The sequence below is a fragment of the Oikeobacillus pervagus genome, from assembly GCF_030813365.1.
GTDB classification, from domain to species: Bacteria; Bacillota; Bacilli; order Bacillales; family DSM-23947; genus Oikeobacillus; species Oikeobacillus pervagus.
The window spans coordinates 41,714-62,930 of the sequence record NZ_JAUSUC010000020.1; the positions used below are offsets into that span (position 1 = coordinate 41,714).

The 21,217-nt window shown below is 37.0% G+C and carries 23 protein-coding genes and 2 other annotated features; of the genes, 5 read left to right on the forward strand and 18 right to left on the reverse strand.

Translation table 11 applies throughout. The features are described from left to right. Positions 1 to 16 precede the first annotated feature (16 nt). Together pheS and J2S13_RS09250 are read right to left on the reverse strand one after the other, a co-directional pair. Positions 17 to 1,057, reverse strand: a complete 1,041-nt coding sequence (pheS, locus tag J2S13_RS09245) for a phenylalanine--tRNA ligase subunit alpha (RefSeq protein WP_307257461.1) — start codon at positions 1,055 to 1,057, stop codon at positions 17 to 19. Between the two features lie 135 nt (positions 1,058 to 1,192). After that, positions 1,193 to 1,469, reverse strand: a binding site (T-box leader). Positions 1,470 to 1,510: 41 nt separating this feature from the next. Further along, positions 1,511 to 2,284 (reverse strand): TrmH family RNA methyltransferase, encoded by a 774-nt coding sequence (locus J2S13_RS09250; protein WP_307257462.1) that lies wholly within the window; start codon positions 2,282 to 2,284, stop codon positions 1,511 to 1,513. Between the two features lie 120 nt (positions 2,285 to 2,404). On the opposite strand from J2S13_RS09250, the gene sspI reads away from it, so the two are divergent. Beyond that, positions 2,405 to 2,614: a small acid-soluble spore protein SspI gene (gene sspI / locus J2S13_RS09255; RefSeq protein ID WP_307257463.1), complete on the forward strand. Its 210-nt coding sequence runs from the start codon at positions 2,405 to 2,407 to the stop codon at positions 2,612 to 2,614. A gap of 79 nt (positions 2,615 to 2,693) precedes the next feature. Here sspI and J2S13_RS09260 read toward each other — a convergent pair whose 3' ends face one another. Further along, complete coding sequence (locus J2S13_RS09260; protein ID WP_307257465.1) at positions 2,694 to 3,779, reverse strand: M42 family metallopeptidase; 1,086 nt, start codon at positions 3,777 to 3,779, stop codon at positions 2,694 to 2,696. 218 nt (positions 3,780 to 3,997) lie between these two features. On the opposite strand from J2S13_RS09260, the gene J2S13_RS09265 reads away from it, so the two are divergent. The 3 genes from J2S13_RS09265 to J2S13_RS09275 are packed head-to-tail and all read left to right on the forward strand — an operon-like array spanning position 3,998 to position 6,462. Then, positions 3,998 to 4,294, forward strand: a complete 297-nt coding sequence (locus J2S13_RS09265) for a CC/Se motif family (seleno)protein (RefSeq protein ID WP_307257466.1) — start codon at positions 3,998 to 4,000, stop codon at positions 4,292 to 4,294. Positions 4,295 to 4,318: 24 nt separating this feature from the next. Next, positions 4,319 to 4,849 carry a DUF8052 family protein gene (locus tag J2S13_RS09270; RefSeq protein WP_307257467.1) on the forward strand — a complete coding sequence of 177 codons (531 nt, stop codon included), beginning with the start codon at positions 4,319 to 4,321 and terminating at the stop codon, positions 4,847 to 4,849. Continuing rightward, on the forward strand, positions 4,846 to 6,462 hold the full coding sequence (locus J2S13_RS09275) for a carbon starvation CstA family protein (RefSeq protein ID WP_307257468.1): 1,617 nt from the start codon (positions 4,846 to 4,848) through the stop codon (positions 6,460 to 6,462). Before J2S13_RS09270 ends, J2S13_RS09275 begins: the two co-directional genes overlap by 4 nt. A 64-nt stretch (positions 6,463 to 6,526) precedes the next feature. On the opposite strand, the gene dut is transcribed toward J2S13_RS09275, so the two are convergent. After that, positions 6,527 to 6,964 carry a dUTP diphosphatase gene (dut, locus tag J2S13_RS09280; RefSeq protein WP_307257469.1) on the reverse strand — a complete coding sequence of 146 codons (438 nt, stop codon included), beginning with the start codon at positions 6,962 to 6,964 and terminating at the stop codon, positions 6,527 to 6,529. Positions 6,965 to 7,173: 209 nt separating this feature from the next. Here dut and J2S13_RS09285 point away from each other — a divergent pair, with 209 nt between their 5' ends. Continuing rightward, a complete protein-coding gene (locus J2S13_RS09285) occupies positions 7,174 to 7,539 on the forward strand; it encodes a sigma-w pathway protein ysdB (protein WP_307257470.1) in 366 nt (121 codons plus the stop codon). Positions 7,540 to 7,568: 29 nt separating this feature from the next. Here J2S13_RS09285 and J2S13_RS09290 read toward each other — a convergent pair whose 3' ends face one another. The 14 genes from J2S13_RS09290 to mutM all read right to left on the reverse strand — a co-directional run bounded on the left by J2S13_RS09290 (position 7,569) and on the right by mutM (position 20,940). Next, entirely contained in the window at positions 7,569 to 8,168 is a 600-nt protein-coding gene (locus J2S13_RS09290; protein WP_307257471.1) for a TVP38/TMEM64 family protein, read from the reverse strand. 355 nt (positions 8,169 to 8,523) lie between these two features. Then, a complete protein-coding gene (gene rplT, locus J2S13_RS09295; RefSeq protein ID WP_307257472.1) occupies positions 8,524 to 8,883 on the reverse strand; it encodes a 50S ribosomal protein L20 in 360 nt (119 codons plus the stop codon). Between the two features lie 26 nt (positions 8,884 to 8,909). Further along, complete coding sequence (rpmI, locus tag J2S13_RS09300) at positions 8,910 to 9,110, reverse strand: 50S ribosomal protein L35 (protein WP_307257473.1); 201 nt, start codon at positions 9,108 to 9,110, stop codon at positions 8,910 to 8,912. A gap of 25 nt (positions 9,111 to 9,135) precedes the next feature. Further along, on the reverse strand, positions 9,136 to 9,639 hold the full coding sequence (gene infC / locus J2S13_RS09305) for a translation initiation factor IF-3 (RefSeq protein WP_307257475.1): 504 nt from the start codon (positions 9,637 to 9,639) through the stop codon (positions 9,136 to 9,138). 97 nt (positions 9,640 to 9,736) lie between these two features. Beyond that, positions 9,737 to 9,874 (reverse strand) — a sequence feature (ribosomal protein L20 leader region). A 128-nt stretch (positions 9,875 to 10,002) separates the two neighbouring features. After that, positions 10,003 to 11,934 (reverse strand): threonine--tRNA ligase, encoded by a 1,932-nt coding sequence (thrS, locus tag J2S13_RS09310; protein ID WP_307257476.1) that lies wholly within the window; start codon positions 11,932 to 11,934, stop codon positions 10,003 to 10,005. Between the two features lie 404 nt (positions 11,935 to 12,338). Next, entirely contained in the window at positions 12,339 to 13,205 is an 867-nt protein-coding gene (gene ytxC, locus J2S13_RS09315) for a sporulation protein YtxC (RefSeq protein WP_307257477.1), read from the reverse strand. A gap of 83 nt (positions 13,206 to 13,288) precedes the next feature. Then, positions 13,289 to 14,221, reverse strand: a complete 933-nt coding sequence (dnaI, locus tag J2S13_RS09320; protein ID WP_307257478.1) for a primosomal protein DnaI — start codon at positions 14,219 to 14,221, stop codon at positions 13,289 to 13,291. After that, on the reverse strand, positions 14,218 to 15,621 hold the full coding sequence (locus J2S13_RS09325) for a replication initiation and membrane attachment family protein (protein WP_307257479.1): 1,404 nt from the start codon (positions 15,619 to 15,621) through the stop codon (positions 14,218 to 14,220). The genes dnaI and J2S13_RS09325 overlap by 4 nt, the downstream gene beginning before the upstream one ends. Before the next feature lie 211 nt (positions 15,622 to 15,832). Next, a complete protein-coding gene (nrdR, locus tag J2S13_RS09330) occupies positions 15,833 to 16,291 on the reverse strand; it encodes a transcriptional regulator NrdR (protein ID WP_307257480.1) in 459 nt (152 codons plus the stop codon). 448 nt (positions 16,292 to 16,739) lie between these two features. Beyond that, positions 16,740 to 17,114 carry an adenosylmethionine decarboxylase gene (gene speD / locus J2S13_RS09335; protein WP_307257481.1) on the reverse strand — a complete coding sequence of 125 codons (375 nt, stop codon included), beginning with the start codon at positions 17,112 to 17,114 and terminating at the stop codon, positions 16,740 to 16,742. Between the two features lie 386 nt (positions 17,115 to 17,500). Continuing rightward, positions 17,501 to 18,532 carry a glyceraldehyde-3-phosphate dehydrogenase gene (locus J2S13_RS09340; protein WP_307257482.1) on the reverse strand — a complete coding sequence of 344 codons (1,032 nt, stop codon included), beginning with the start codon at positions 18,530 to 18,532 and terminating at the stop codon, positions 17,501 to 17,503. Positions 18,533 to 18,697: 165 nt separating this feature from the next. Then, positions 18,698 to 19,300, reverse strand: coding sequence for a dephospho-CoA kinase (coaE, locus tag J2S13_RS09345; protein ID WP_307257483.1), 603 nt, complete (start codon positions 19,298 to 19,300; stop codon positions 18,698 to 18,700). 31 nt (positions 19,301 to 19,331) lie between these two features. Continuing rightward, positions 19,332 to 19,967: a sporulation membrane protein YtaF gene (gene ytaF / locus J2S13_RS09350; RefSeq protein ID WP_307257484.1), complete on the reverse strand. Its 636-nt coding sequence runs from the start codon at positions 19,965 to 19,967 to the stop codon at positions 19,332 to 19,334. 124 nt (positions 19,968 to 20,091) lie between these two features. Then, a complete protein-coding gene (gene mutM, locus J2S13_RS09355) occupies positions 20,092 to 20,940 on the reverse strand; it encodes a DNA-formamidopyrimidine glycosylase (RefSeq protein ID WP_307257485.1) in 849 nt (282 codons plus the stop codon). Positions 20,941 to 21,217 lie beyond the last annotated feature (277 nt).

A 21,217-nucleotide genomic window follows, 5' to 3' on the forward strand; every position in this document is an offset into this window, starting at 1 on the left:
TTAATTGAATGCGCTACTATTTTTCTACTCGTGAAAATTGTTTAAGAAAACGGATATCATTTGCGTATAAGTGGCGAATATCATCGATTCCATATCGTAGCATCGCGATTCTTTCCACTCCGATTCCGAATGCAAATCCAGTATATTTCTTAGAGTCAAATCCAGCCATCTCTAGCACATTTGGATGAACCATTCCCGCTCCTAGCATTTCAATCCATCCTGTTTTTTTACAAATCGAACAACCTTTTCCTCCACAAGAGAAACAAGAAACATCGACTTCAACAGATGGTTCTGTGAATGGGAAGAAACTTGGACGAAGACGGATTTCACGATCTTCTCCGAACATTTTTTTCGCAAATACTTCTAAAGTTCCTTTTAAATCACTCATGCGAATATTTTCATCTACGACCAGACCTTCAATTTGCATAAATTGATGGGAGTGTGTCGCATCATCATGGTCTCGTCTGTAAACTTTCCCTGGGCAAATAATTTTCACAGGTCCTTTTCCTTGATGTTTTTTCATGGTTCTCGCTTGTACAGGTGATGTATGGGTTCTCATCAGGATTTCTTCTGTTATATAAAATGTATCTTGCATATCTCTTGCAGGGTGATCCTTTGGTAAGTTTAATGCTTCAAAATTATAGTAATCTTGTTCCACTTCTGGACCTTCTGCAATTGTATAGCCCATACTAATAAATAGATCTTCCACTTCTTCCACTACACGTGTAAGTGGGTGATGATTTCCAGAATAAATAGGTCTCCCTGGTAATGTAACATCAATCGATTGTTCCTCCAGCTGTTTTTGGATTGCTGCTTCTTCTAGCTCTGCTTGTTTTGCTTCAATTTTAGAAGAAATCGATTCCCTTACTTCATTAGCTAATGCTCCCATTTTGGGACGTTCTTCTGGAGAAAGTTTCCCCATTCCACGAAGTACCTCCGTAATAGGGCCTTTTTTCCCTAAATAAGCTACTCGAACTTCATTTAATTGTTTTAAATCTTCAGCTTGATCGACTTTTTGCAATGCTTCTTGCTGTAGTTCCTTTAACTTTTGTTCCACAATATTTCCTCCTTTTTCTAGCAGGTTTATCAAGTAACCAGTGATTTTTGCCTATGGGATGGACTTTCTTTGTTCATCCTACCTGAAACTGGTGTAACCAATGGTTTTTAAACATAAAAAAAAGCCCTTCCCTAAGAAAGGGACGAGGCTGTTTTCGCGGTACCACCCTTATTAGCACAATCAATTTGCGCTCACTTCATTTTGATAACGGCTACACCGATGCATCTTTACATTTAGAATAAAGGCATTTTCCATAAACTTTTTGTAGTAAAAGTGCCTTCATAAAAAACGGTCCCGATGCCAACTCGAGAGATGAACTTCCCTTACATTCTTCGTAAAAATGCTTTCAGTCTCAGGCATTTTCTCCCTTTTCGAAAACTTATAAAGTACTTTTCTCTGTCTTCGTCTTTATTTTATCCAAAATTTCATATGTTACATATTATAGTATAATTTTCAGTTACTTTTCAAGCTGTCTTGAAAATGAAATAACAAAATCCCGGCTGCCACTGCTACATTTAAAGATTCACTCCGGCCGTATAAGGGGATAAATACATTTTGGTTTGTTGTCTGCAATAGTTCCTCTGAAACTCCATTTCCTTCATTCCCAACAATCATCGCAAAGGAATCATCTATCGTCACCTTTTTATAAGATTCAGCTGATTGCAAAGATGTCCCAAATACTGGTACCCCTTTTTCTTGTAATAATGAGATTGCTTTTTGTAATGACATGGAAATTATTGATAAATGAAAATGGCTTCCTTGTGCTGATCGTAACACCTTCGAATTATAGAGATCGACAGTTCCGTCACCAAGAATGACTAAATCAATCCCAGCAGCATCTGCTGTTCGAATCATCGTTCCAACATTCCCCGGATCTTGAACAGCATCAATGAGTAAGAAGGACTTTCCCTTTTCCATCATTTTTTCTTCATACTGATGCTTTTTACAAATAGCAAAAATTCCTTGGGAGGATTCTGTTTCAGAAATCGCCTTGGAAACCTCTTCTGAGATCGTCGTTATCTTGACATGATCCATATTCCAATGTGAGGGGATCATGATGTTTTCAGAATAAAGGATTTCCTCAATTTCATTTTTAAACTGAAGGGCCTCCTCTACTAAATGGAACCCTTCTAATAGGTATAGCCCTGTTTGTTCACGTCCTTTTTTGGTTAATAATTTTTTCCATTGCTTTACTTTCGGGTTTTTTGCCGATTGGATATAGTCCACCTATTCTCTCCTACCTTTTCGTTTCATTTCAATTTTCTTATTATAACGTAATGCGAATGCATATTGAATATCTACCTGGGGAAAATAGGAATGTAATTGCTGTAGAAAGGGGCTAATGAAATGAATTTCAACTTAAGAGGGGCCGTCCTTCACAATGTGACTGGCCACAGTCAATCTCAGCTTCAAGATACCATCGTGGATGCCATTCAAAGTGGTGAAGAGAAAATGCTTCCTGGTCTTGGGGTATTATTTGAAGTTTTTTGGAAAAATGCTGACTCCAAGGAGCAACAGGTCATGCTACAAACATTAGAAGAAGGATTAAGAAGATAATTATTCTGTATGCAATCGTTTTCCCTAGCTTTATTATTTTTGAACCCCCCAGACAAAGGATCTGGGGGCTTCTTATGACTTATTCAAATGTAATTTTATTCACAGCGTCACGATCTAAACGGAGAATCACTTCTCCTAAAAGTTTTACAGCATTTTCAAAGTCATCACGATGAAGCATCGCCGCATGTGAATGGATATAACGTGTAGCAATCGTGACCGATAAAGTAGGGACTCCACTCGCTGTTAAATGGATCGATCCTGAATCGGTTCCTCCACCAGCAATCGCATCAAATTGGTATGGAATATTCAATTCATCTGCTACATTTGTAACAAAATCGCGTAATCCTTTATGAGAAACCATTGAAGCATCATACAGAATGATCTGTGGGCCTTTCCCCATTTTGCTCATCGCATCTTTTTCCGAAATTCCCGGTGTATCACCAGCAATCCCAACGTCTACACCGAAAGCAATATCTGGAAGAATGGTATTGGCACTCGTTTTGGCTCCACGTAATCCAACTTCCTCTTGAACGGTTCCAACACCATACACGATGTTTTCATGTTTTTTATTTTGAATATATTTTAAGACATCAATGGCAATCGCACAGCCAATTCGATTATCCCATGCTTTTGCCAATAGCATTTTCTCATTGTTCATGACGGTAAATTCAAAATATGGAGTGATCATATCCCCAGGTCGGACTCCCCATTCCTCCGCCTCTTTTCTACTAGATGCTCCAATATCAATGAACATATCCTTAATATCAATAGGTTTTTTACGTGCTTCAGCAGGTAAAATATGGGGTGGTTTCGAACCGATAATTCCGGTTACATCTCCCTTTCTAGTTACAATCGTCACACGCTGAGCGAGCATAACTTGCGACCACCAGCCGCCAACCGTTTGAAAACGAATAAATCCCTTATCATCAATTTGGGTTACCATAAACCCAACTTCATCCAAATGGCCTGCCACCATGATTTTTGGACCATTTTCATCCCCAACTTTTTTGGCGATGAGACTTCCTAAATGATCGGTCGTCATTTCATCTGATAATGGCTCTATGTATTTTTTCATTACTTCCCGAACTTCACGCTCATTTCCGGGAATCCCTCTAGCATCTGTTAGTTCTTTTAACATGACTAATGTTTCATCCATCTTTGTCATTTTAAAAACCTCCATTTCATTACGTTATAGTAAAAATTATACTGAAAATCATGATAATATACAAAACTCTGCTTTTTCATTATGTATTTTATATAAAAATATTGAAAAAACCGCACTGAGTGAAGTTTCACTTTATAGCATATAATGTCCATTTTTTTCGTACATATAAGTAGGGTTAGAATTCCGAATTATCTAAAAATTTGGAAGGAGAGGGTTCAATGGATTACACGATTACATTTGATGAAAAAGCGACACAATGGCTTTTTTCAAAAACTGCAGAACCTGTTATCGTTGTGAAACCCTTTCAACCTGGAAACTGCTGTGTTGGGGGGATGGAAGCGGAGGTAACCTTTGTCAAACCTGATTTCGAGAATTTATTTCATCATCAAAAGGTAGAAGGGATTTCTATCTTTATTGATCAAGTTCTGGAATTCAAAGATCGTCACATTCATTTTTACCTTACTGGTTTTTCCGTATTTAAAACATTACAAGTGAAAGGATTGAAGCGATTTTAATTCTTTCAAGAAGGGGGAGTCATTTTGACAACTCAAACACCCACTTTTATAAAAAAACTTCAAGACACCTATGCCCCTTTTTTCAATATTGAGGAAAATGTACCACTAGGGGATACTTCTATCGATTTTATTGCCCATCATCTACGTAAAGATGAAAAATATATGCTATCCAAAAGTATCAAAATATGGGGAGTTGAAAACCAGCAAATTGTCTTCGTCATCTCACCTAAAATAGAACTATCAACCACTTGGGTTCATCAATATTTGCACAATATAATTCAGCAAGCAGATCATTATATTCCATCACATGATGAGCATATGTCAACGGTCCTAATTGGACTGATCATCACCGATCAACCAACAGATCAGACCTTATTAAAGGAGGTGAAAAAGACACGTAAAGTAAAGTTTCTTCATTACGGTATTCATGGCTGGATTGAAATTTATCTTGGTTTAGTTCATGTGCAAAATCAAACGATCACGATTCATCGGAAAGGAAAACCTTTTGTATCTGCCATTGGAAAAATATTGAAAGGGGAGCGTGAACAACAATGAATTTATTAACATTATTAATGGTTTCAGGAATTATCTTCATTATTGCCTATTTCACCTATGGAAAATTCCTAGATAAAAAGCTAGATATTGACCCAAATAGACCAACACCGGCAAAGACGATGGCGGATGGAGTTGACTATGTTTCCGCCAGAAAGCCTGTTTTACTTGGACATCATTTTGCGACGATTGCGGGGGGAGGTCCGATCGTTGGCCCGATTTCCGCTGTTGTGTTCGGCTGGATTCCAGCGGTACTTTGGATTATTGTTGGAAGCATTTTCATCGGTGGGGTTCACGATTATACATCATTGCAAGCCTCGATCCGACATAAGGCACAATCGATTGGAACGATCATTAAAGAATATATTGGAAACCGCGGACAAACATTGTTTCTTTCATTCTCCATTGCTACCTTAGTTCTTATTGTCGGGGTTTTTATTATTCTAGTACGTGATACATTTGTTGCCGTTCCAGAAGCTGCGACAGCCTCGGTATTATTTATTGGACTTGCGATCGTATTCGGTGTTTTAGTTAATCAGTTGCGTATGAACTTTGTGTTAGCAAGTATTTTAGGTGTACTTGCTATGTTCGCAAGCATCTGGATCGGAATTGAATTCCCTTTTCATTTAAGTGGAACAACATGGGTCATCATTTTATTAGTCTATGCCTATTTAGCCTCGGTATTACCTGTTTGGGTTCTTTTACAACCACGAGACTATTTAAATTCATTTTTATTATATGGAATGATTGCAGGTGCCTTCATAGGAATGGTGATCGCCAATCCTACAATTCAGTTAGCAGGGTATACAGGATTTTATAATGAAAATTTAGGATATTTATTTCCAATCCTATTTATTACCATTGCCTGTGGAGCGGTGTCAGGCTTCCACTCCCTCGTCTCCTCAGGTACAACCGCAAAGCAACTGGATAATGAAAAGAATGGGCGATTTATTACGTATGGAGCTATGCTTCTGGAAGGATTTCTTGCCATTATCGCGATAGGAGCGGTTGCCTATCTTTCACAAGCCGATTTCGCTGCAAGAATGACCGACCTAGGTGGACCAATCGGAACATTTTCTGCTGGTGTTGGTTTCTTTATGTCTCATTGGGGCATTTCTGAAATCACTGCTACTACATTTACCGCATTAACCGCTTCTGCTTTCCTAATGACGACATTAGATTCAGCTACTCGACTCGGAAAATATGCTGTTCAGGAATTTGCTGAAAATAAATCCTCCTTCTTCCGTAATCATCATATTGCCACCCTAGTAATCATCATCGGTGCCGGAGCTTTGGCCATTTCAGGAACTTGGAGTACGGTATGGCCACTATTTGGCTCAGCCAACCAAATGCTTGGTGCCTTGGCATTATTAGCGATTACGGTTTGGTTAATTAAAAAAGGAGTAAAAGCGTGGTTTACCATTCTGCCAATGGTCTTTATGTTTCTGGTCACCTTATCTGCGCTAATTGCTTTAATGCAAGCAAATTTAACGAAAGGCAACTATCTTTTAACAGTCATCGCCTTTATCGTATTCGTCCTATGCATCTTTTTAGTCATTGAAGCGTGGCGTGCCATTTTTTCAGCCAACAAACAAAATCCTCCGGTCAAAATGTAATGTAGGATTCCCCGGGGTTTCCCGTTATTCATCGTTAATTCCCCGGGGTATTTGTCTTTAGGATTTAATTCTTCCCAGAAGAACCAAATCCCCCTTCTCCTCTTATAGAATTGGTTAACTCTTCTGCTTGAATAAGATTCACATTTAATACTGGTGCAATGACCATTTGCGCGATTCGCATCTTTTTTTCCACTTTGAAAACAGCTTTACCATGATTGATTAAAATGACTTTGATTTCACCTCGATAACCTTCATCAATGGTACCCGGACTATTCAATACTGTGATCGAATGTTTAAGAGCTAATCCACTCCTTGGACGTACTTGAGCTTCCGTTCCTTTAGGTAATTCAATTTGGATCCCTGTTCTAACAAGAGCAGCTTCACCTGGTTGAATAAACATTTCTTCTATCGAGAATAAATCTAAACCCGCATCACCAGGATGGGCTTGATAAGGCAAAGTCGCCTCTTCATCTATTAATTTTATTTTCAAATCGTAATTCATCGTATTTCTTCCTTTCATTAAATATCTATGTATTTAAACAAAATCATTCTTTTCATTAGTTTATCAAAAACTTGTATTCAAAACGAAACCTTTTCATTTCTAAATCGTATATATGAAAATGAATCTAATTTAATCCATTTAGTTGGAGATCCCTCATTTAAAGTCGGAAAAGGTCTTTCAATAATACATGAAAGGTGGGAATTTTCAAGTTGATTGTACTAATAAGAGGATTCATTCTCATCTTATTAATCTACCTTGCTTACAATATCATAAAGTATATTACACATCCAAAGAGAAGATTTGAGTATGCAAGGAGACGACATCAATTATATTTACTGGACGAAAAGGATCAGATTCAAAAAAATTTCCTCCTAACGTATAAAGGAATGGTCTTTGAGGGTGAAAAATTCACAAATCCGTCTTCCAGGCCCCAAGTCGTTTCCATTTTCATTTGGCCCCACCAAGAATCGACGATAATTCCTTCACATGAAGTGAAGATTCTCGAACAACATATTCTTCAACAATACCCAAATGCTCACATCGATTGGAAAAATGTTCAGGCTGCCCCAAAGTAATAGGGAGCAGCCTGAATTTTCTTGTAAACCTAGCTTTTATTGGAACTAAAGGAACGTTTTTTTTCAGTCTGAAAAAAATCATGCCATTTTAAAATAATCACTCTTTCCCTTAATAAATAAAACAAAATGAATAATCCAATCATCATTAATACGATCATCTTCAAAGTAAATTGGCTGAGAAATTCTCCAAAGATGGTGTAAAAGAAAACGAAGGGGAAATTTACAATAAAGGAATTTCTAATAAAATCTTTCATACGAGGGGAACGCTCCATTAAACATACATTTAATAGATGGTAATGAACAAATGGAAAAAGTCGCAAAACAGTGATTTGCCCAACAGTTAATTTTGCATGAGGGCCGAACCATTTCTTTTTAATTTTAAGAAGCTTTTCATTGGTTTTCGGCATACGGGATAAACAAACATAGAAAAATAACGAAACGAAAATTAAACCGATAAGTGAATAAATCATGCCGAACAAACTACCAAAGAGGATTCCACCTGTCATGCATACGAGAGCAACAGGAATAAAAAGGAATTGCCGAAAAAAATGGAGAAGGATAAAGGCGATAGGTGCAAACATTCCAGCTGCTTCTACGTATGCCAAAAATATATACATTGACTGATCCATCCAAAAGCACCTGCTTTCACATTCTAAGATGAACTCTATATAATACAATGTATACACGAGTAGAAATAAATATGATTTCCTCCCGCACCCAATGAACTGATTTCTGCGTTCCCTGAGGGTTTGATTCTTCTTATAGAATGGGTTTCCTCTTAAGACGCTTTTACATTGCTTCTCACTGTTTTTGATTATTTCCCAGAGTATTTATATATTTCTTATTTTTTTCACCGCAACGGCTCATGAATTTGCTCATCTGTTATCCGTGTCGTCAGCTAGACCAGACCCCTAGCCGTCAAAAGGAACATTTAACAAACAAAAAAGCTGCCCCATTTTTGAGACAACTTTTGTTGTTAAAAAATTATTTTTGAATTTGTGCTTTTGCTGCATTGGCTAATTCTGCGAATGCTTTTTCATCAGAAACAGCTAATTCAGCAAGCATTTTGCGGTTTACTTCGATACCAGCAAGTTTTAAACCGTGCATTAAACGGCTATAAGAAAGTCCGTTCATACGTGCAGCCGCATTAATACGTGTAATCCAAAGTTTACGGAAGTCACGTTTCTTGTTACGACGATCACGATATGCATACATATAAGATTTCATTACTTGTTGGTTAGCAACTTTATATAAACGATGTTTAGACCCGAAAAAACCTTTTGCTAATTTAAGAACTTTTTTACGACGTCTGCGTGTAACTGTACCGCCTTTTACGCGTGCCATATTATTTCCCTCCTAAAATAAAATCCTTACTTAATGTTGTCTAACATATGACGAATACGTCTGAAGTCACCTTTAGATACGATGGCAGCTTTACGTAATTTACGTTTTTGTTTTGTTGATTTGTTTGCAAACAAGTGGCTTCTGTAAGCGTGAGAACGTTTTAATTTACCAGAACCTGTTTTTTTGAAACGCTTAGCTGTGCCGCGGTGTGTTTTCATTTTTGGCATTTGGTATTTCCTCCTCAAACTTAAATTACTTTTCGTTTTTAGGTGCTAATACAATGAACATGCTACGACCATCCATTTTTGGCTTTGTTTCAAGTGAAGCAAGATCGTCGCATTCCTGTGCAAAACGATCAAGAACTTTTTGTCCCAATTCTTTGTGAGTAATGGCACGACCTTTGAATCGGATCGACGCTTTAACTTTATCGCCCTTTTCTAAGAATTTTCGTGCATTGCGAAGCTTCGTGTTAAAGTCATGTTCCTCAATTGTCGGGCTTAAACGAACTTCTTTCAAGTTAATGACTTTTTGATTTTTCCGCGCTTCTTTTTCTCTTTTCTGTTGCTCAAATTTAAACTTCCCAAAGTCCATAATACGGGCTACTGGTGGTTTGGCATTTGGGGCAACAAGAACTAAATCTAAATTTACGCGAGTAGCAATTTCTAGAGCTTCTGTTTTGGATCTAATCCCCAGTTGTTCGCCATTTTGGTCAATGAGACGGACTTCACGAGCGCGAATACCCTCGTTTACAATCATGTCTTTGCTAATAATTAGCCACCTCCAAGATTTTTCAAATACATGTACATGAAAAATAAAAATTCATTTGACTACATCGCAGGAAGTACAGTAAGAACAACAACAAAAAATGCGAGTGTACAAACGCACACCCGCATAAATGGATAACATCATCATCCATTTCCTTATCTAGTTCAAACCTGCCAACTACTAATGTGTCAATCAGGTGAGAAGCGGGTTGCTTCTTCTTGTTCATGTGTATTCAATTCACCTAATATACTATATCATATAGTTCTATTGCTGTCAATTCATTAAAATCTCAACAAAGGTAATCGTAACAAATCTCAAGAATAGAATCAATGTTTTTTCAAAAAAGAACGCTAATTATTTTCGAACTTCTTTTAAAATCTGTTCAACAAAGTCTTTGAATGAAACTGTTTCTGATTTTTTCTCCCCGTATTTTCTAATATTGACCGCTTCGTTTTCGATTTCTTGGTCTCCAACGACGAGCATATATGGGATTTTTTGAATTTGCGCTTCTCTAATTTTATACCCCATTTTTTCATCCCGATCATCTAAATTAGCACGAATTCCTTGTGAACGTAATGTCTCCTGAACTTGTTTAGCATAATCAAAATGAATCTCTGGGGAAACCGGGATCACTTGTACTTGTACAGGTGCAAGCCATGTTGGGAAGGCCCCTTTATATTCTTCAATTAAGAATGCGACAAACCGTTCCATTGTGGATACAACACCGCGGTGAATAACAACAGGGCGGTGTGGCTTTCCATCTTCCCCTACATATGTTAAATCGAAACGTTCTGGCAGCAAGAAGTCAAGTTGTACAGTAGAAAGTGTTTCGTCTTTTCCAAGAGCTGTTCTGACTTGAACATCTAATTTTGGACCATAGAAAGCAGCCTCTCCATCTGCTTCATAATAGTCTAAATCTAATTCATCCATCGCTTCTTTTAACATTCCTTGAGCTTTGTCCCACATTTCATCATCATCATAGTATTTTTCTGTATCTTCTGGGTCACGGTAAGACAGTCTAAATGAATACTCATCTAATCCGAAATCTTTGTATACTTCTAAGATTAATTGAACGACACGTTTAAATTCCTCTTTAATTTGATCTGGTCGAACAAAGATGTGAGCATCATTCAATGTCATCCCACGTACACGCTGTAATCCTGATAAAGCCCCTGACATTTCATAACGATGCATAGTTCCAAGTTCGGCAATTCGGATTGGCAACTCACGGTAACTATGGATGCCATTTTTGTAAATCATCATATGGTGTGGACAGTTCATTGGACGAAGAACTAATTGTTCATTATCCATTTCCATGACTGGAAACATATTTTCTTGATAATGATCCCAGTGGCCACTTGTTTTATAAAGCTCCACACTCCCCATTACTGGAGTATACACGTGATCATATCCTAGACGTTCTTCTTTATCAACAATGTATCTTTCCACAATTCGGCGGATGGTTGCCCCTTTAGGAAGCCATAGTGGCAAACCTTGCCCCACCTTTTGGGAATTCATGAAGAGATTTAGTTCTTTTCCGATTTTTCGGTGGTCACGTTCTTTCGCTTCTTCTAACATATGTAGATGTTTTTTCAAATCATCCTTTGAAAAGAAAGCTGTTCCATAAATACGTTGAAGCATTTTATTTTTACTATCACCACGCCAATAAGCTCCTGCAATACTTAAAAGTTTAAATTCTTTAATTTTATTTGTAGAAGGAACATGAATACCACGGCAAAGGTCAAAAAACTCTCCTTGTTCGTAAATGGTTACTGTTTCATCTTCTGGGATGGCATCAAGTAATTCCAATTTATACTCATCACTAATTCCTTCAAAAATTTCTTTAGCTTCATTACGGCTCACTTCTTTTCGAACGACTTCAATATTTTCACTGACGATTTTCTTCATTTCTTTTTCAATGGCTTGAAGATCTTCAGGTGTGATCGATTGATCTAAATCGATATCATAATAAAATCCGCCTTCAATGACAGGCCCAACACCCAATTTAACTCCTTTATATAAACGCTTGATGGCTTGTGCCATTAAATGAGCTGTACTATGACGTAAAATTTCAAGAGCCTCTTCGCTATCAGGAGTAATAATTTCAATTGCTCCATCATCTTCAAGCGGGCGGCGATAATCGTATAATTCACCGTTTAATTTCCCAGCAATCGCCTTCTTTTTCAACCCTGGGCTAATGGAAGCAGCAATTTCCTCTGTTGTGATTCCTTTAGGGAATTCTTTCACCGCTCCATCTGGAAATGTAATTTTTAATACGTCTGACATGACAACACACTCCTTTTATCTTCATACAGAATGAACCGAAAAATTTTGGCATAAAAAAAGCCCTACTCCTTCATATTCTGAAGGGGCAAGACTTTAGCTTACGGTTCCACCCAACAATTGAATCATCTAATAAATGATTCGCTCCTGATCAGTTAACGGCCTGCAACCGCCATACCATTACTTATGAATCGGGAATTTTCTTTCCGATTTATGTTCACAGCTGTAGTTTAGAGGTGGTAAGTATTTCTTTCATGTTGGAAAAGTTTCAGCCTAGCTAATCCTCTCTGTGAACCTGATATAAAAATACCCTCGTCCTCATCATAACCTTTTTCAATATTTCATTGTATGTACGTTATTATATTGCTTCGGTTGATGAAAATCAAGAGACATACACAAAAAGCTTCCTATTCATTTGCCGCATTTCTTGAAAAGGTTCCTCTCTTTTGTTTCCAAAAGGTAGCAGTTGAAAACAATTGAACTCGTTCTTCAAATATATTACATATGGTTTGAACCAATCCTAATTCCTCATTATCCGTATAGATACACAATGTTTTTGGTGAAATAGATAGAAGAGGAGCAAGTGTGAAAGAATCAATGGACAATGGTCGATGAATAAGGATCTCCTGATCTATAAGCCCCATTAGATCATTTTGACTTAATAGATGAAACTTCGAGTTATAAAAGCTCACTTTCCTTCCTTCAACAATGACATGAAGAATGGAAGCCTTATGATTTCTTTTCTTTAAAAGTTCTCTTAACATATGGATAAAAATTTGATAGTCTTGCTCCATTTTATATTCATCTATACTAATTTCAATATAATTTAAAATTCGCTTATAGTATGGTTTTAAGCGAAAAGTCACAAAGGAATCAAAAGAAATAATGCCTTCATGGTTTCGAAAGGAGAAAAATGCTTCTTTTAAAAATCGGTCCTCTTGGAAATCATCTAATAATTCTGTTAACTCACGACGCTGACCATCAAACATTTCCGATACGATCTCCAAAATGGATTGACATTCTTCCTCATCATGATAAAAAAATTGTTGTTGTAAAATCGACCGTGCCCATTCAGTTCGCTTCCACTTTTTCACAAACTCTATGAAAGTCAATAACACTTTTTCCTCCGAAATACTAGCAGTTTCAGAATAAACCATAAATTTCTTTTTATTTTGAAAAGCTACTTCTTTTACATAAGCTTGTATATATTTTTTAAAAAATTGCTCTTTTAATTTTTCCGCATCTTTTTGTTCGGTAAAGACAATTTGTAGCAAACCTAAGTCCCCCCTTTGTATTCACATCTTGATACATATATATGGGGGGCTTGGTTATTTTAGAAGAATTATTTTTCTATTTTTTACTTTCTTCGTCGATTCGTTCCCTCTAATTTTACCGGAGTGGATAAATATTTTATTCTTTCCATTACACGGGCCGATTTCATTTTTTCCTCTTCTCCCCGTTGAGAGTATGTGAGATGATATTCTAATTCACTCCAATCAAAATTCGAGGTGAAAAAGGTTGACAGCCCTTCTAGCATTCTATACTGCAAAATCGTTCCCAATATATCATCCCTCATCCAACTAGACATCGATTCAGCTCCAATATCATCAATCATTAAAACAGGAGCCTTTTTCACTGTATCCAATTTTTCATTGATGGAATGATCCCCTAGTGATTGCTTCATTTCCCGGATAAACTCAGGGAAGTAGACAATGAAGGAGGAAACATTAATGGCCGCTAACTCATTTGCAATGGCGCCTAAAAGATAGGATTTCCCTACACCGAAAGGGCCATAGATATATAATCCCTTTTGCGGCTCTTTTTTGAAAGTATCAACAAATTTGGTCGCTAATCTAACGGCTTCCAATCGACTAGGATGATCTAAATCGATCGATTGAAATGTTGCATTTAACACATCTTTTGGGACATAAATACTCTGAATCAGTGTTTCCGCCTTTTTCTTCTCATCTTGAATTTTTTTATGTTCACAAGGATAATAATCAAGCTCAATGGAACCTCTTCTAAAAACTAATATGGGTTTATAACCTTGCATTAAGTTTGCACAATGATGAAGACCTTTACATTGTTCACAATTTCTCTCTTGTGAAATATATTCGTAAAGCCTCATTAGATTCTTTTCTATAACCGTTCTAGTTATTTCCCCGGCATGATCCTTTATTAATTGCTGGACATGAGGATGAGCCAATATTTCCTCTCTCATCTTGTCATATTGCTCTTGCAAATTACGAGGTTTCGGCATTCGATTTAATGTGTCATTTAATTTTTTCAATTCGTCTCACCCCCTGGATTGGATCGTTTTCTTAATTGTTCTTGTAATTGTCTTTTTTCTTCTTCAAAGTTATGATCTACTTCTTTTTGTTGATTAACAGTTGTTTCTTGCTGGTCTTCATGGAACCAGTCAGGCAGTTTTTCCGTTCGAATGGCTTTCTTCCTAGATTTCTTATTATTTTCTTGCTTTTTATTAGCCCAATCTAAGTAATTTCGATGTTCTTTTTTTGCAAGATCCATCGCCCCTTTGACTGTTCGGATCTTTTTTCTTGACCAATGGGAAGCAATTTTTTCCATATAGGCCTTCGATAATTTCATATCTGTTTTTAGCATGACATATTGGATTAACACATTCACGACTCCAGGCGGTAAATTTTGTTGAAACATCACTTCTTCAACCGCCTGCATATCAGCATTTGAAGGCATCGCCTCTGAAATATCGGTTAATACTTGCCGAGGTGAAGTTTCCTCTAAATATTGAATAAGTTGCTCTTCCTTTGTCAGTGGTTCCTTTTTCTTTTCATCATGAGAGGTCGTTAAAGAAGAAAGGTGAACAAGTTTCGGAAGATCCTTTCCCGTTTCAAGTTGGAACCAATCCCGTGCAGATTTTCTTAACACCTCTATGTCTATCCGATCATGTTCATCTACTGATGTTAAGATAATATTTTTCATATTTAACTCATTGATTCCGTACAGATGGGAAAGCTTTACGATGGTTTCCTTTACAGCCGGTGTTAACACATTCTTGGGGATCATAGTGCTTGCAAGCCCTGACTGCAATAAGTCGAAATCAAATTGATCAGATAGTGGTAGACCAGCACTCTCTTTCCGGTCTATAAACTCTTTTCCATCCATTGTTTTGCTCCCGCTTAACGCTTCATAATCAATGGTTTGCTCAGAAGATGAGAACACTTCCTGAAATGATTTAGTAATATCCTGATATACTTCATGATCAATCCATTCATCTGAAAAGAAATGTTTTAATCTTGTGAAATGAGCATGTCCAATTTTTCTATATAAAAAAATATTAAGCATGCCATCATTAAAAAATTGCGCAGGTGACAAGGGAGGTTGTAATTCATATATAAATTGACGGAGATCTCCCTGTTTTCTCATATAGGTTTTGAGTAGACCAATTCCTTCTAAATTCAATCGTTCCTGGAAGATTTCCTGTAAGTTTCGATCGAGAAAGTTCATTAAATGATAATGAGTGGATGCCTGTGAATAGAGCCGATTTTCTTCCACTTCGGCCCAAAGAGTCATATAAAGACTGAAGCAAGTCGATCCAATCAGTGGCTGATACAAGAAAGTGATAATTTTTCGGTCTGATTCGTTCAATATCCCATTCGCTCTAACAACATATTGGTCTGCAGGTTGTATTTCATTCCAAAACATTTTCATCAAAATCTTTCCTTTCATCGAATACGTCCATATGCATATTAAGCAAACCGATTATGAAAAGAGTTAGAGTCAAAAATTTCGAGGAGAAAGCAAAATTCCATATATTCTTCGATTCCATTGTTAGCATCCATTTCATTCATTCCGTTCTAAAAAAGATGTTCCTCAAATGTTTGCCTAAAAGGTAAAAAGCTAGAGCAATCCTCCAGCTTGTTTATTTTTCCTTTTTGATTAAATCCTTCAATTCGTCTAAAAATACGTTAATATCTTTAAATTGCCGGTAAACGGAAGCAAAGCGCACATAAGCTACTTCATCAATAACGGAGAGCTTATCCATAACAAGTTCGCCAATTCTTTCGGAAGGGATTTCGGAAATTCCTTCATTTCGAATTTCTTTTTCGATTTCTGTAATTAAATTTTCAAGTTGTTGTAGAGGAACTGGACGTTTTTCACATGCTTTTACAAGTCCACGTAATATTTTTTCACGACTAAATTCTTCTCTCGTTCCTTCTTTCTTTACAACAATTAGAGGAGATTGTTCTACTTTTTCGAAAGTAGTAAACCGATAAAGGCATGCTTCACATTCCCTTCGTCTGCGGATTGAGCGACCTTCGTCAGCCGGTCTCGAATCCACAACACGTGTGCCATTATGTTGGCAAGAAGGGCATTTCATAGGTATCAGCTCCATTTCTTCAACATATTTTTTCTTAAATAATGAGGCTATAAGAGATGCAGCAAATCTTGATAGTGGTCGCCCCTAAAATTCTATTTTCAATCTAAAAGACGAATAACATGACGACTCGTTCAACGTCTAGATTCGTCTGCTAAATAATTGACTCGATTTTCTTTGAACGTTTTACCTTATCCTCATCATATAAAAAACTTGTCGATTACACAAGAAACTTATTTACCTTGAGGGAGGGGAATGGGCTGTAGTGGATCGGAACAATCCGTGACTTGTCGCTTGCGGTGGATTGAAAGATGGTCCATTCTTTCATACAAGCTTCTTATAGGCAGAATGTTATGTAAATACATGTTTGCAACAGTAAAGTGAAACCTCATTCAGTCAGTGAAATATAAAAGAGGTGTATAAGTTCATACACCTCTTTCCCATTTCATTATTATAATGCTTCTATTTTTTTCATTTGTACAGGGCCTTTCCCACGCGGTAATTCAATCGTTTCCCGTGTTTCAGCTCCTAAAGATTGTGCTATATAATCTGCAGCAATATTGGGATCTAAATTGCCACATGTATACACGTCAATACTTGCATAACCATGTTCAGGAAAGCTATGAATAGTTAAATGAGATTCTGAAATAATGACAACTCCACTAACACCTTGTGGAGCAAATTTATGAAATGCTACTTCACGTACCTCTGCACCAGATTTCAATGCAGCATCCACAAAGATTTTTTCAATTTTCTCCATATCATTTAATTTCTCATAATCACAGCCCCAAAGCTCTGAAATAACATGACGACCCATTGTTTCCATTGATCGTTTCCCCCTTTTACAAATTTTATTTTTCGATCAAGAGAATAGTTGTAATTGGATTTTTTTAAAACTACCACGGGGGAAAGTTAGTCCGAAGAGGTCCTAACCCTTTAAGTAGTTATGTGTATTCTTTGTATAAGAAGTTCACGAATCATAGTATACTTTGTTTATTCAGAATTTGCAATAATGGATTTTAAAAAAGAATTCTCGATAATCTCGGAATTTCCAATCCACATTCATCTTTAGTCTGCTCTTTAGATTGTACTTCAATCCCCCTATCCAGATAAATATGAAAAGGGAAATCTTCATGATACCTTAATCATGAAAATTTCCCTATATTCTATATGTTTGACCATAAATACGAACAATAGCCAAGTTAATAAGGTTTATCCAACTTGAACCTCAGCTTTTTTTTTCATTTCTTCCGCTACATAATTCACAAGATCAACTACTCGGCAAGAATATCCCCATTCATTGTCATACCAAGCAAGAACTTTTACCTTCTTGCCATCCATAACCATAGTAGAAAGTCCATCGATAATCGATGAATGTGAATTAGTGTTAAAGTCAATTGAAACTAACGGTTCTGTTGTAAATTCCAACACACCTTGTAATTTGTTTTGAGAAGCTGAAATAAATGCCTCATTTACTTCATCTACTGTCACTTCACGTTTTAGATCGACAACTAAATCAACTAATGAAACATTAGGTGTCGGAACGCGAAGAGCCATTCCATGAAGTTTTCCTTTTAATTCAGGTAAAACTAGTGCCAATGCTTTAGCTGCACCGGTTGTCGTTGGAATAATCGATTGTGCACATGCACGAGCACGACGTAAATCTTTATGTGGATTATCAATATTTTTTTGGTCGTTTGTATAGGCATGAACAGTTGTCATTAACCCATTTTCAATTCCAAAGTTTTCATTTAATACTTTGGCAACTGGTGCAAGACAGTTCGTTGTACATGATGCATTGGAAATCACGCTATGTTCTTCAACATTTAAATCGCTTTCATTTACCCCCATCACAATCGTCACATCTTCATTTTTACCAGGGGCAGTTAAAATGACCTTTCTCGCTCCAGCATCTAAATGATAGGCTGCTTTATCACGTGAATTAAATTTCCCTGTTGCTTCAATTACAATATCTATACCAAGTTCTCCCCAAGGTAGTTCACGAGGATCACGATTATTTAAAAGTTGAACACGATGTCCGTTCACAATGAGTGCATTTTCTTCCGTTTGCACATCACCATCAAATTTTCCATGGTTTGTATCGTATTTAATTAAATGTGCAAGTGTTTCTGCTGGATAACTCGCATTAATTGCGACGATATTCAATCCTTCTTCTAAAATTGCCTTACGAAAAACCATTCTACCGATACGGCCGAAACCGTTAATCGCAACTTTTGCCTTCATTATGCGGCTCCTCCTATATAAATGTTATACTTTATTTTCATTTAACTGTAATTAGTATAACATATTTAAAGATGATTGGAATGGTTAATTTCTGTTTTTTTATTATTTTATTTTTGCAAAGTTTTATACAATAAAACAAAAAGAAGCAAATAGGCTGCTTCTCTTTTAAGGTATTAAATTCAATTTTTTGATCATATTTTCAACCTGCCTTTGTGTTTCTTCCACCGTACCACTATTATCAATGACGATATGAGCTTCTTTTACTTTATCAGTTAAAGGCAGCTGGGATTGAATTCTAGCTAAAGCTTCTTCTTTTGAAAAAGAATTTCTCTCCTGTAGTCGTGTTATTTGCGTTTCTTCATCGACAAAAACGACGATTATTTTTTCTACCATCCATTGTAATTTACTTTCAAATAGGAGAGGAATATCCATAATAATCGTCTGTTTTCCCGTCGCTATTGCCCGATCTTTCTCCTCTAACATATAGGAACGGACAGCCGGATGAACAATTTGATTCAGTTTTAACCTTTCTTCTTCATGGTGAAAGACAATACTTCCTAGTTTTGCCCGATCAATCGTTCCATCTTCTTGCAAAATAACTTTTCCAAATGTTTGAACAATCTGTTCATATGCTAACTTCTTAGGTTCTACTACCACTCTTGCTGCAACATCGGCATCAATAATCGTAAATCCTTTTTCTTTTAACATCTTTGATACGGTGCTTTTTCCGCTAGCAATTCCACCTGTTAATCCAATTATCGCAACCATTTAGAGAACCCCTTTGCTGAATAAGTATTCGTTAAATTTTTAAAATTCCTAGAATAATTAATAATAATCCTGGTAAAAATGACATTCTTTGCACCCATTGAGTTTGCGAAAAGATATGACCAATTTTTAATCCTGCCGTTACAAATAGCATGCTCATAATGGCAACTGCTAATGATAATGCCCCTGGTGAATATCCAAGAAAAGCTGCACCAACCCCAGCCCCGAACGCATCTAGCGATAGGGCAATTCCGAGCATTACCGCCTCCACTCCTGTGATCGTCCCTGATCGGTCAAAGTCAGCGGCTGTTGGTTTCTTTAAAATATTAATGACAACCCCTAATGATTTAATCTCCAATTTTAAAATCATTTTCTCTTGTAAAATATCTTCATCATGTTTATCATCTCTAAAAAACTGGTACAAAACCCATGCACCTAATCCAATTAGAATTAGGCCACCTAATCGTTCTCCCATTTCCGTTGACATAATATTTCCAAACAGCTGGCCAATCCACATGGCAATTAACAACGCACCTGCAGAGCAACATGAAAGGATGAAGGTAGATTTAAGGGGGAGCTTCAACTTTCTCATTCCGTAAGCTAACCCCGTACTAAAATTGTCTAAACTAACTGCAAATGCAAGTATGAGTAGTGAAACGATTGAGTTCATCACTGCCGCTCCTTCCTCACGATCGCTAAGATAGTATATGAAGGAGTTTTTTAATTGTTCGCATATCTGTGTAATCTGACTATTTCATCTCACATACATTTGCATTCTTTTACCACTAACATATTCAACAAGATTCATTATGTATTGGAGGGATCTGACAACTCGGGCAAATATGTGTGCCACGACCAGCGGTTTTTATTTTTATAATCGTTTCCCCGCAATTTTTGCATTTTTCCCCTTCTTGCCCGTATACAAATAAATTAAATTGAAACATTCCCATCTCTCCTTGAGAATTTACATAGGATCGAATGGTGCTTCCCCCTTTTTCAACCGCTTCCCTTAAAGTAAAAATAATTTCATTTTGAAGTGTTTGAATTTCTATCGAAGACAAGGAATTTGCTTTTCTTTCCGGATGAATTTTCGACCGAAACAATACTTCATCGACGTAAATATTTCCTAGTCCAACGATCACTTTCTGATCAAGTAACACCGCTTTAATCTTCCGCTCTGTTTTATGGAAGACCTTTTTCAAATAGGAAACGGTCAACTCTTTCGAAAAAGGCTCTGGGCCTAACTGAGATAATGGAAGAGAGTCAAATTCCGTACCCTTTTTAAATAAATGCATGGTCCCGAATTTTCGGACATCTTTATACCGTAATTCGGTATCATCTGTAAATTGAAAAATGACGTGGGTATGGGGTTCCATCTCATCCATCTTCGCATTAAGCTGATATTTTCCTTCCATTCTTAAATGAGAAACCATCACATAATGATCAAATTCAAAAAGAAGAAATTTGCCTCTCCGATTGATTTCACGTATGATTTCACCTTTTAAAGCGTCCGTAAATTGTTCCACAGGTTCTGGTTTTTTGATGATCTTTGGCCAGTAGACGATCACTTTTTTAATCTCTTTCCCTAAAACTAATTGTCGTAATGTTTGACGAACGGTTTCAACTTCAGGTAATTCTGGCATGAAACATCACCTGCCTTTCTATTAGAACGATGACTTGGGCAGTCGCCTCCGCTTTTCTTTGGCTAGCTACGGCTCCTAGGCGCTCGAGGTCAAGTGTCAATCTCCTACAGAGGGAAAAAAGCACCCTCTTTCGGATCTTGTCACTTGCTTGTCGCGCCTATACAGTCGCCTCCGCTTTTCTTTTTGGCTAGCTACGGCTCCTAGGCGCTCGAGGTCAAGTGTCAATCTCCTACAGAGGGAAAAAAGCACCCTCTTTCGGATCTTGTCACTTGCTTGT

Excerpts from the sequence above, each read along its gene's own strand:
- sspI (WP_307257463.1), top strand. The coding sequence starts at position 2,405 with ATGAATTTCAACTTAAGAGGGGCCGTCCTTCACAATGTGACTGGCCAC.
- J2S13_RS09260 (WP_307257465.1), bottom strand. The coding sequence starts at position 3,779 with ATGACAAAGATGGATGAAACATTAGTCATGTTAAAAGAACTAACAGAT.
- J2S13_RS09265 (WP_307257466.1), top strand. The coding sequence starts at position 3,998 with ATGGATTACACGATTACATTTGATGAAAAAGCGACACAATGGCTTTTT.
- J2S13_RS09275 (WP_307257468.1), top strand. The coding sequence starts at position 4,846 with ATGAATTTATTAACATTATTAATGGTTTCAGGAATTATCTTCATTATT.
- dut (WP_307257469.1), bottom strand. The coding sequence starts at position 6,964 with ATGAATTACGATTTGAAAATAAAATTAATAGATGAAGAGGCGACTTTG.
- J2S13_RS09290 (WP_307257471.1), bottom strand. The coding sequence starts at position 8,168 with ATGGATCAGTCAATGTATATATTTTTGGCATACGTAGAAGCAGCTGGA.
- rplT (WP_307257472.1), bottom strand. The coding sequence starts at position 8,883 with ATGGCACGCGTAAAAGGCGGTACAGTTACACGCAGACGTCGTAAAAAA.
- rpmI (WP_307257473.1), bottom strand. The coding sequence starts at position 9,110 with ATGCCAAAAATGAAAACACACCGCGGCACAGCTAAGCGTTTCAAAAAA.
- infC (WP_307257475.1), bottom strand. The coding sequence starts at position 9,639 with ATGATTGTAAACGAGGGTATTCGCGCTCGTGAAGTCCGTCTCATTGAC.
- thrS (WP_307257476.1), bottom strand. The coding sequence starts at position 11,934 with ATGTCAGACGTATTAAAAATTACATTTCCAGATGGAGCGGTGAAAGAA.
- J2S13_RS09325 (WP_307257479.1), bottom strand. The coding sequence starts at position 15,621 with ATGAAAATGTTTTGGAATGAAATACAACCTGCAGACCAATATGTTGTT.
- nrdR (WP_307257480.1), bottom strand. The coding sequence starts at position 16,291 with ATGAAATGCCCTTCTTGCCAACATAATGGCACACGTGTTGTGGATTCG.
- speD (WP_307257481.1), bottom strand. The coding sequence starts at position 17,114 with ATGGAAACAATGGGTCGTCATGTTATTTCAGAGCTTTGGGGCTGTGAT.
- J2S13_RS09340 (WP_307257482.1), bottom strand. The coding sequence starts at position 18,532 with ATGAAGGCAAAAGTTGCGATTAACGGTTTCGGCCGTATCGGTAGAATG.
- coaE (WP_307257483.1), bottom strand. The coding sequence starts at position 19,300 with ATGGTTGCGATAATTGGATTAACAGGTGGAATTGCTAGCGGAAAAAGC.
- ytaF (WP_307257484.1), bottom strand. The coding sequence starts at position 19,967 with ATGAACTCAATCGTTTCACTACTCATACTTGCATTTGCAGTTAGTTTA.
- mutM (WP_307257485.1), bottom strand. The coding sequence starts at position 20,940 with ATGCCAGAATTACCTGAAGTTGAAACCGTTCGTCAAACATTACGACAA.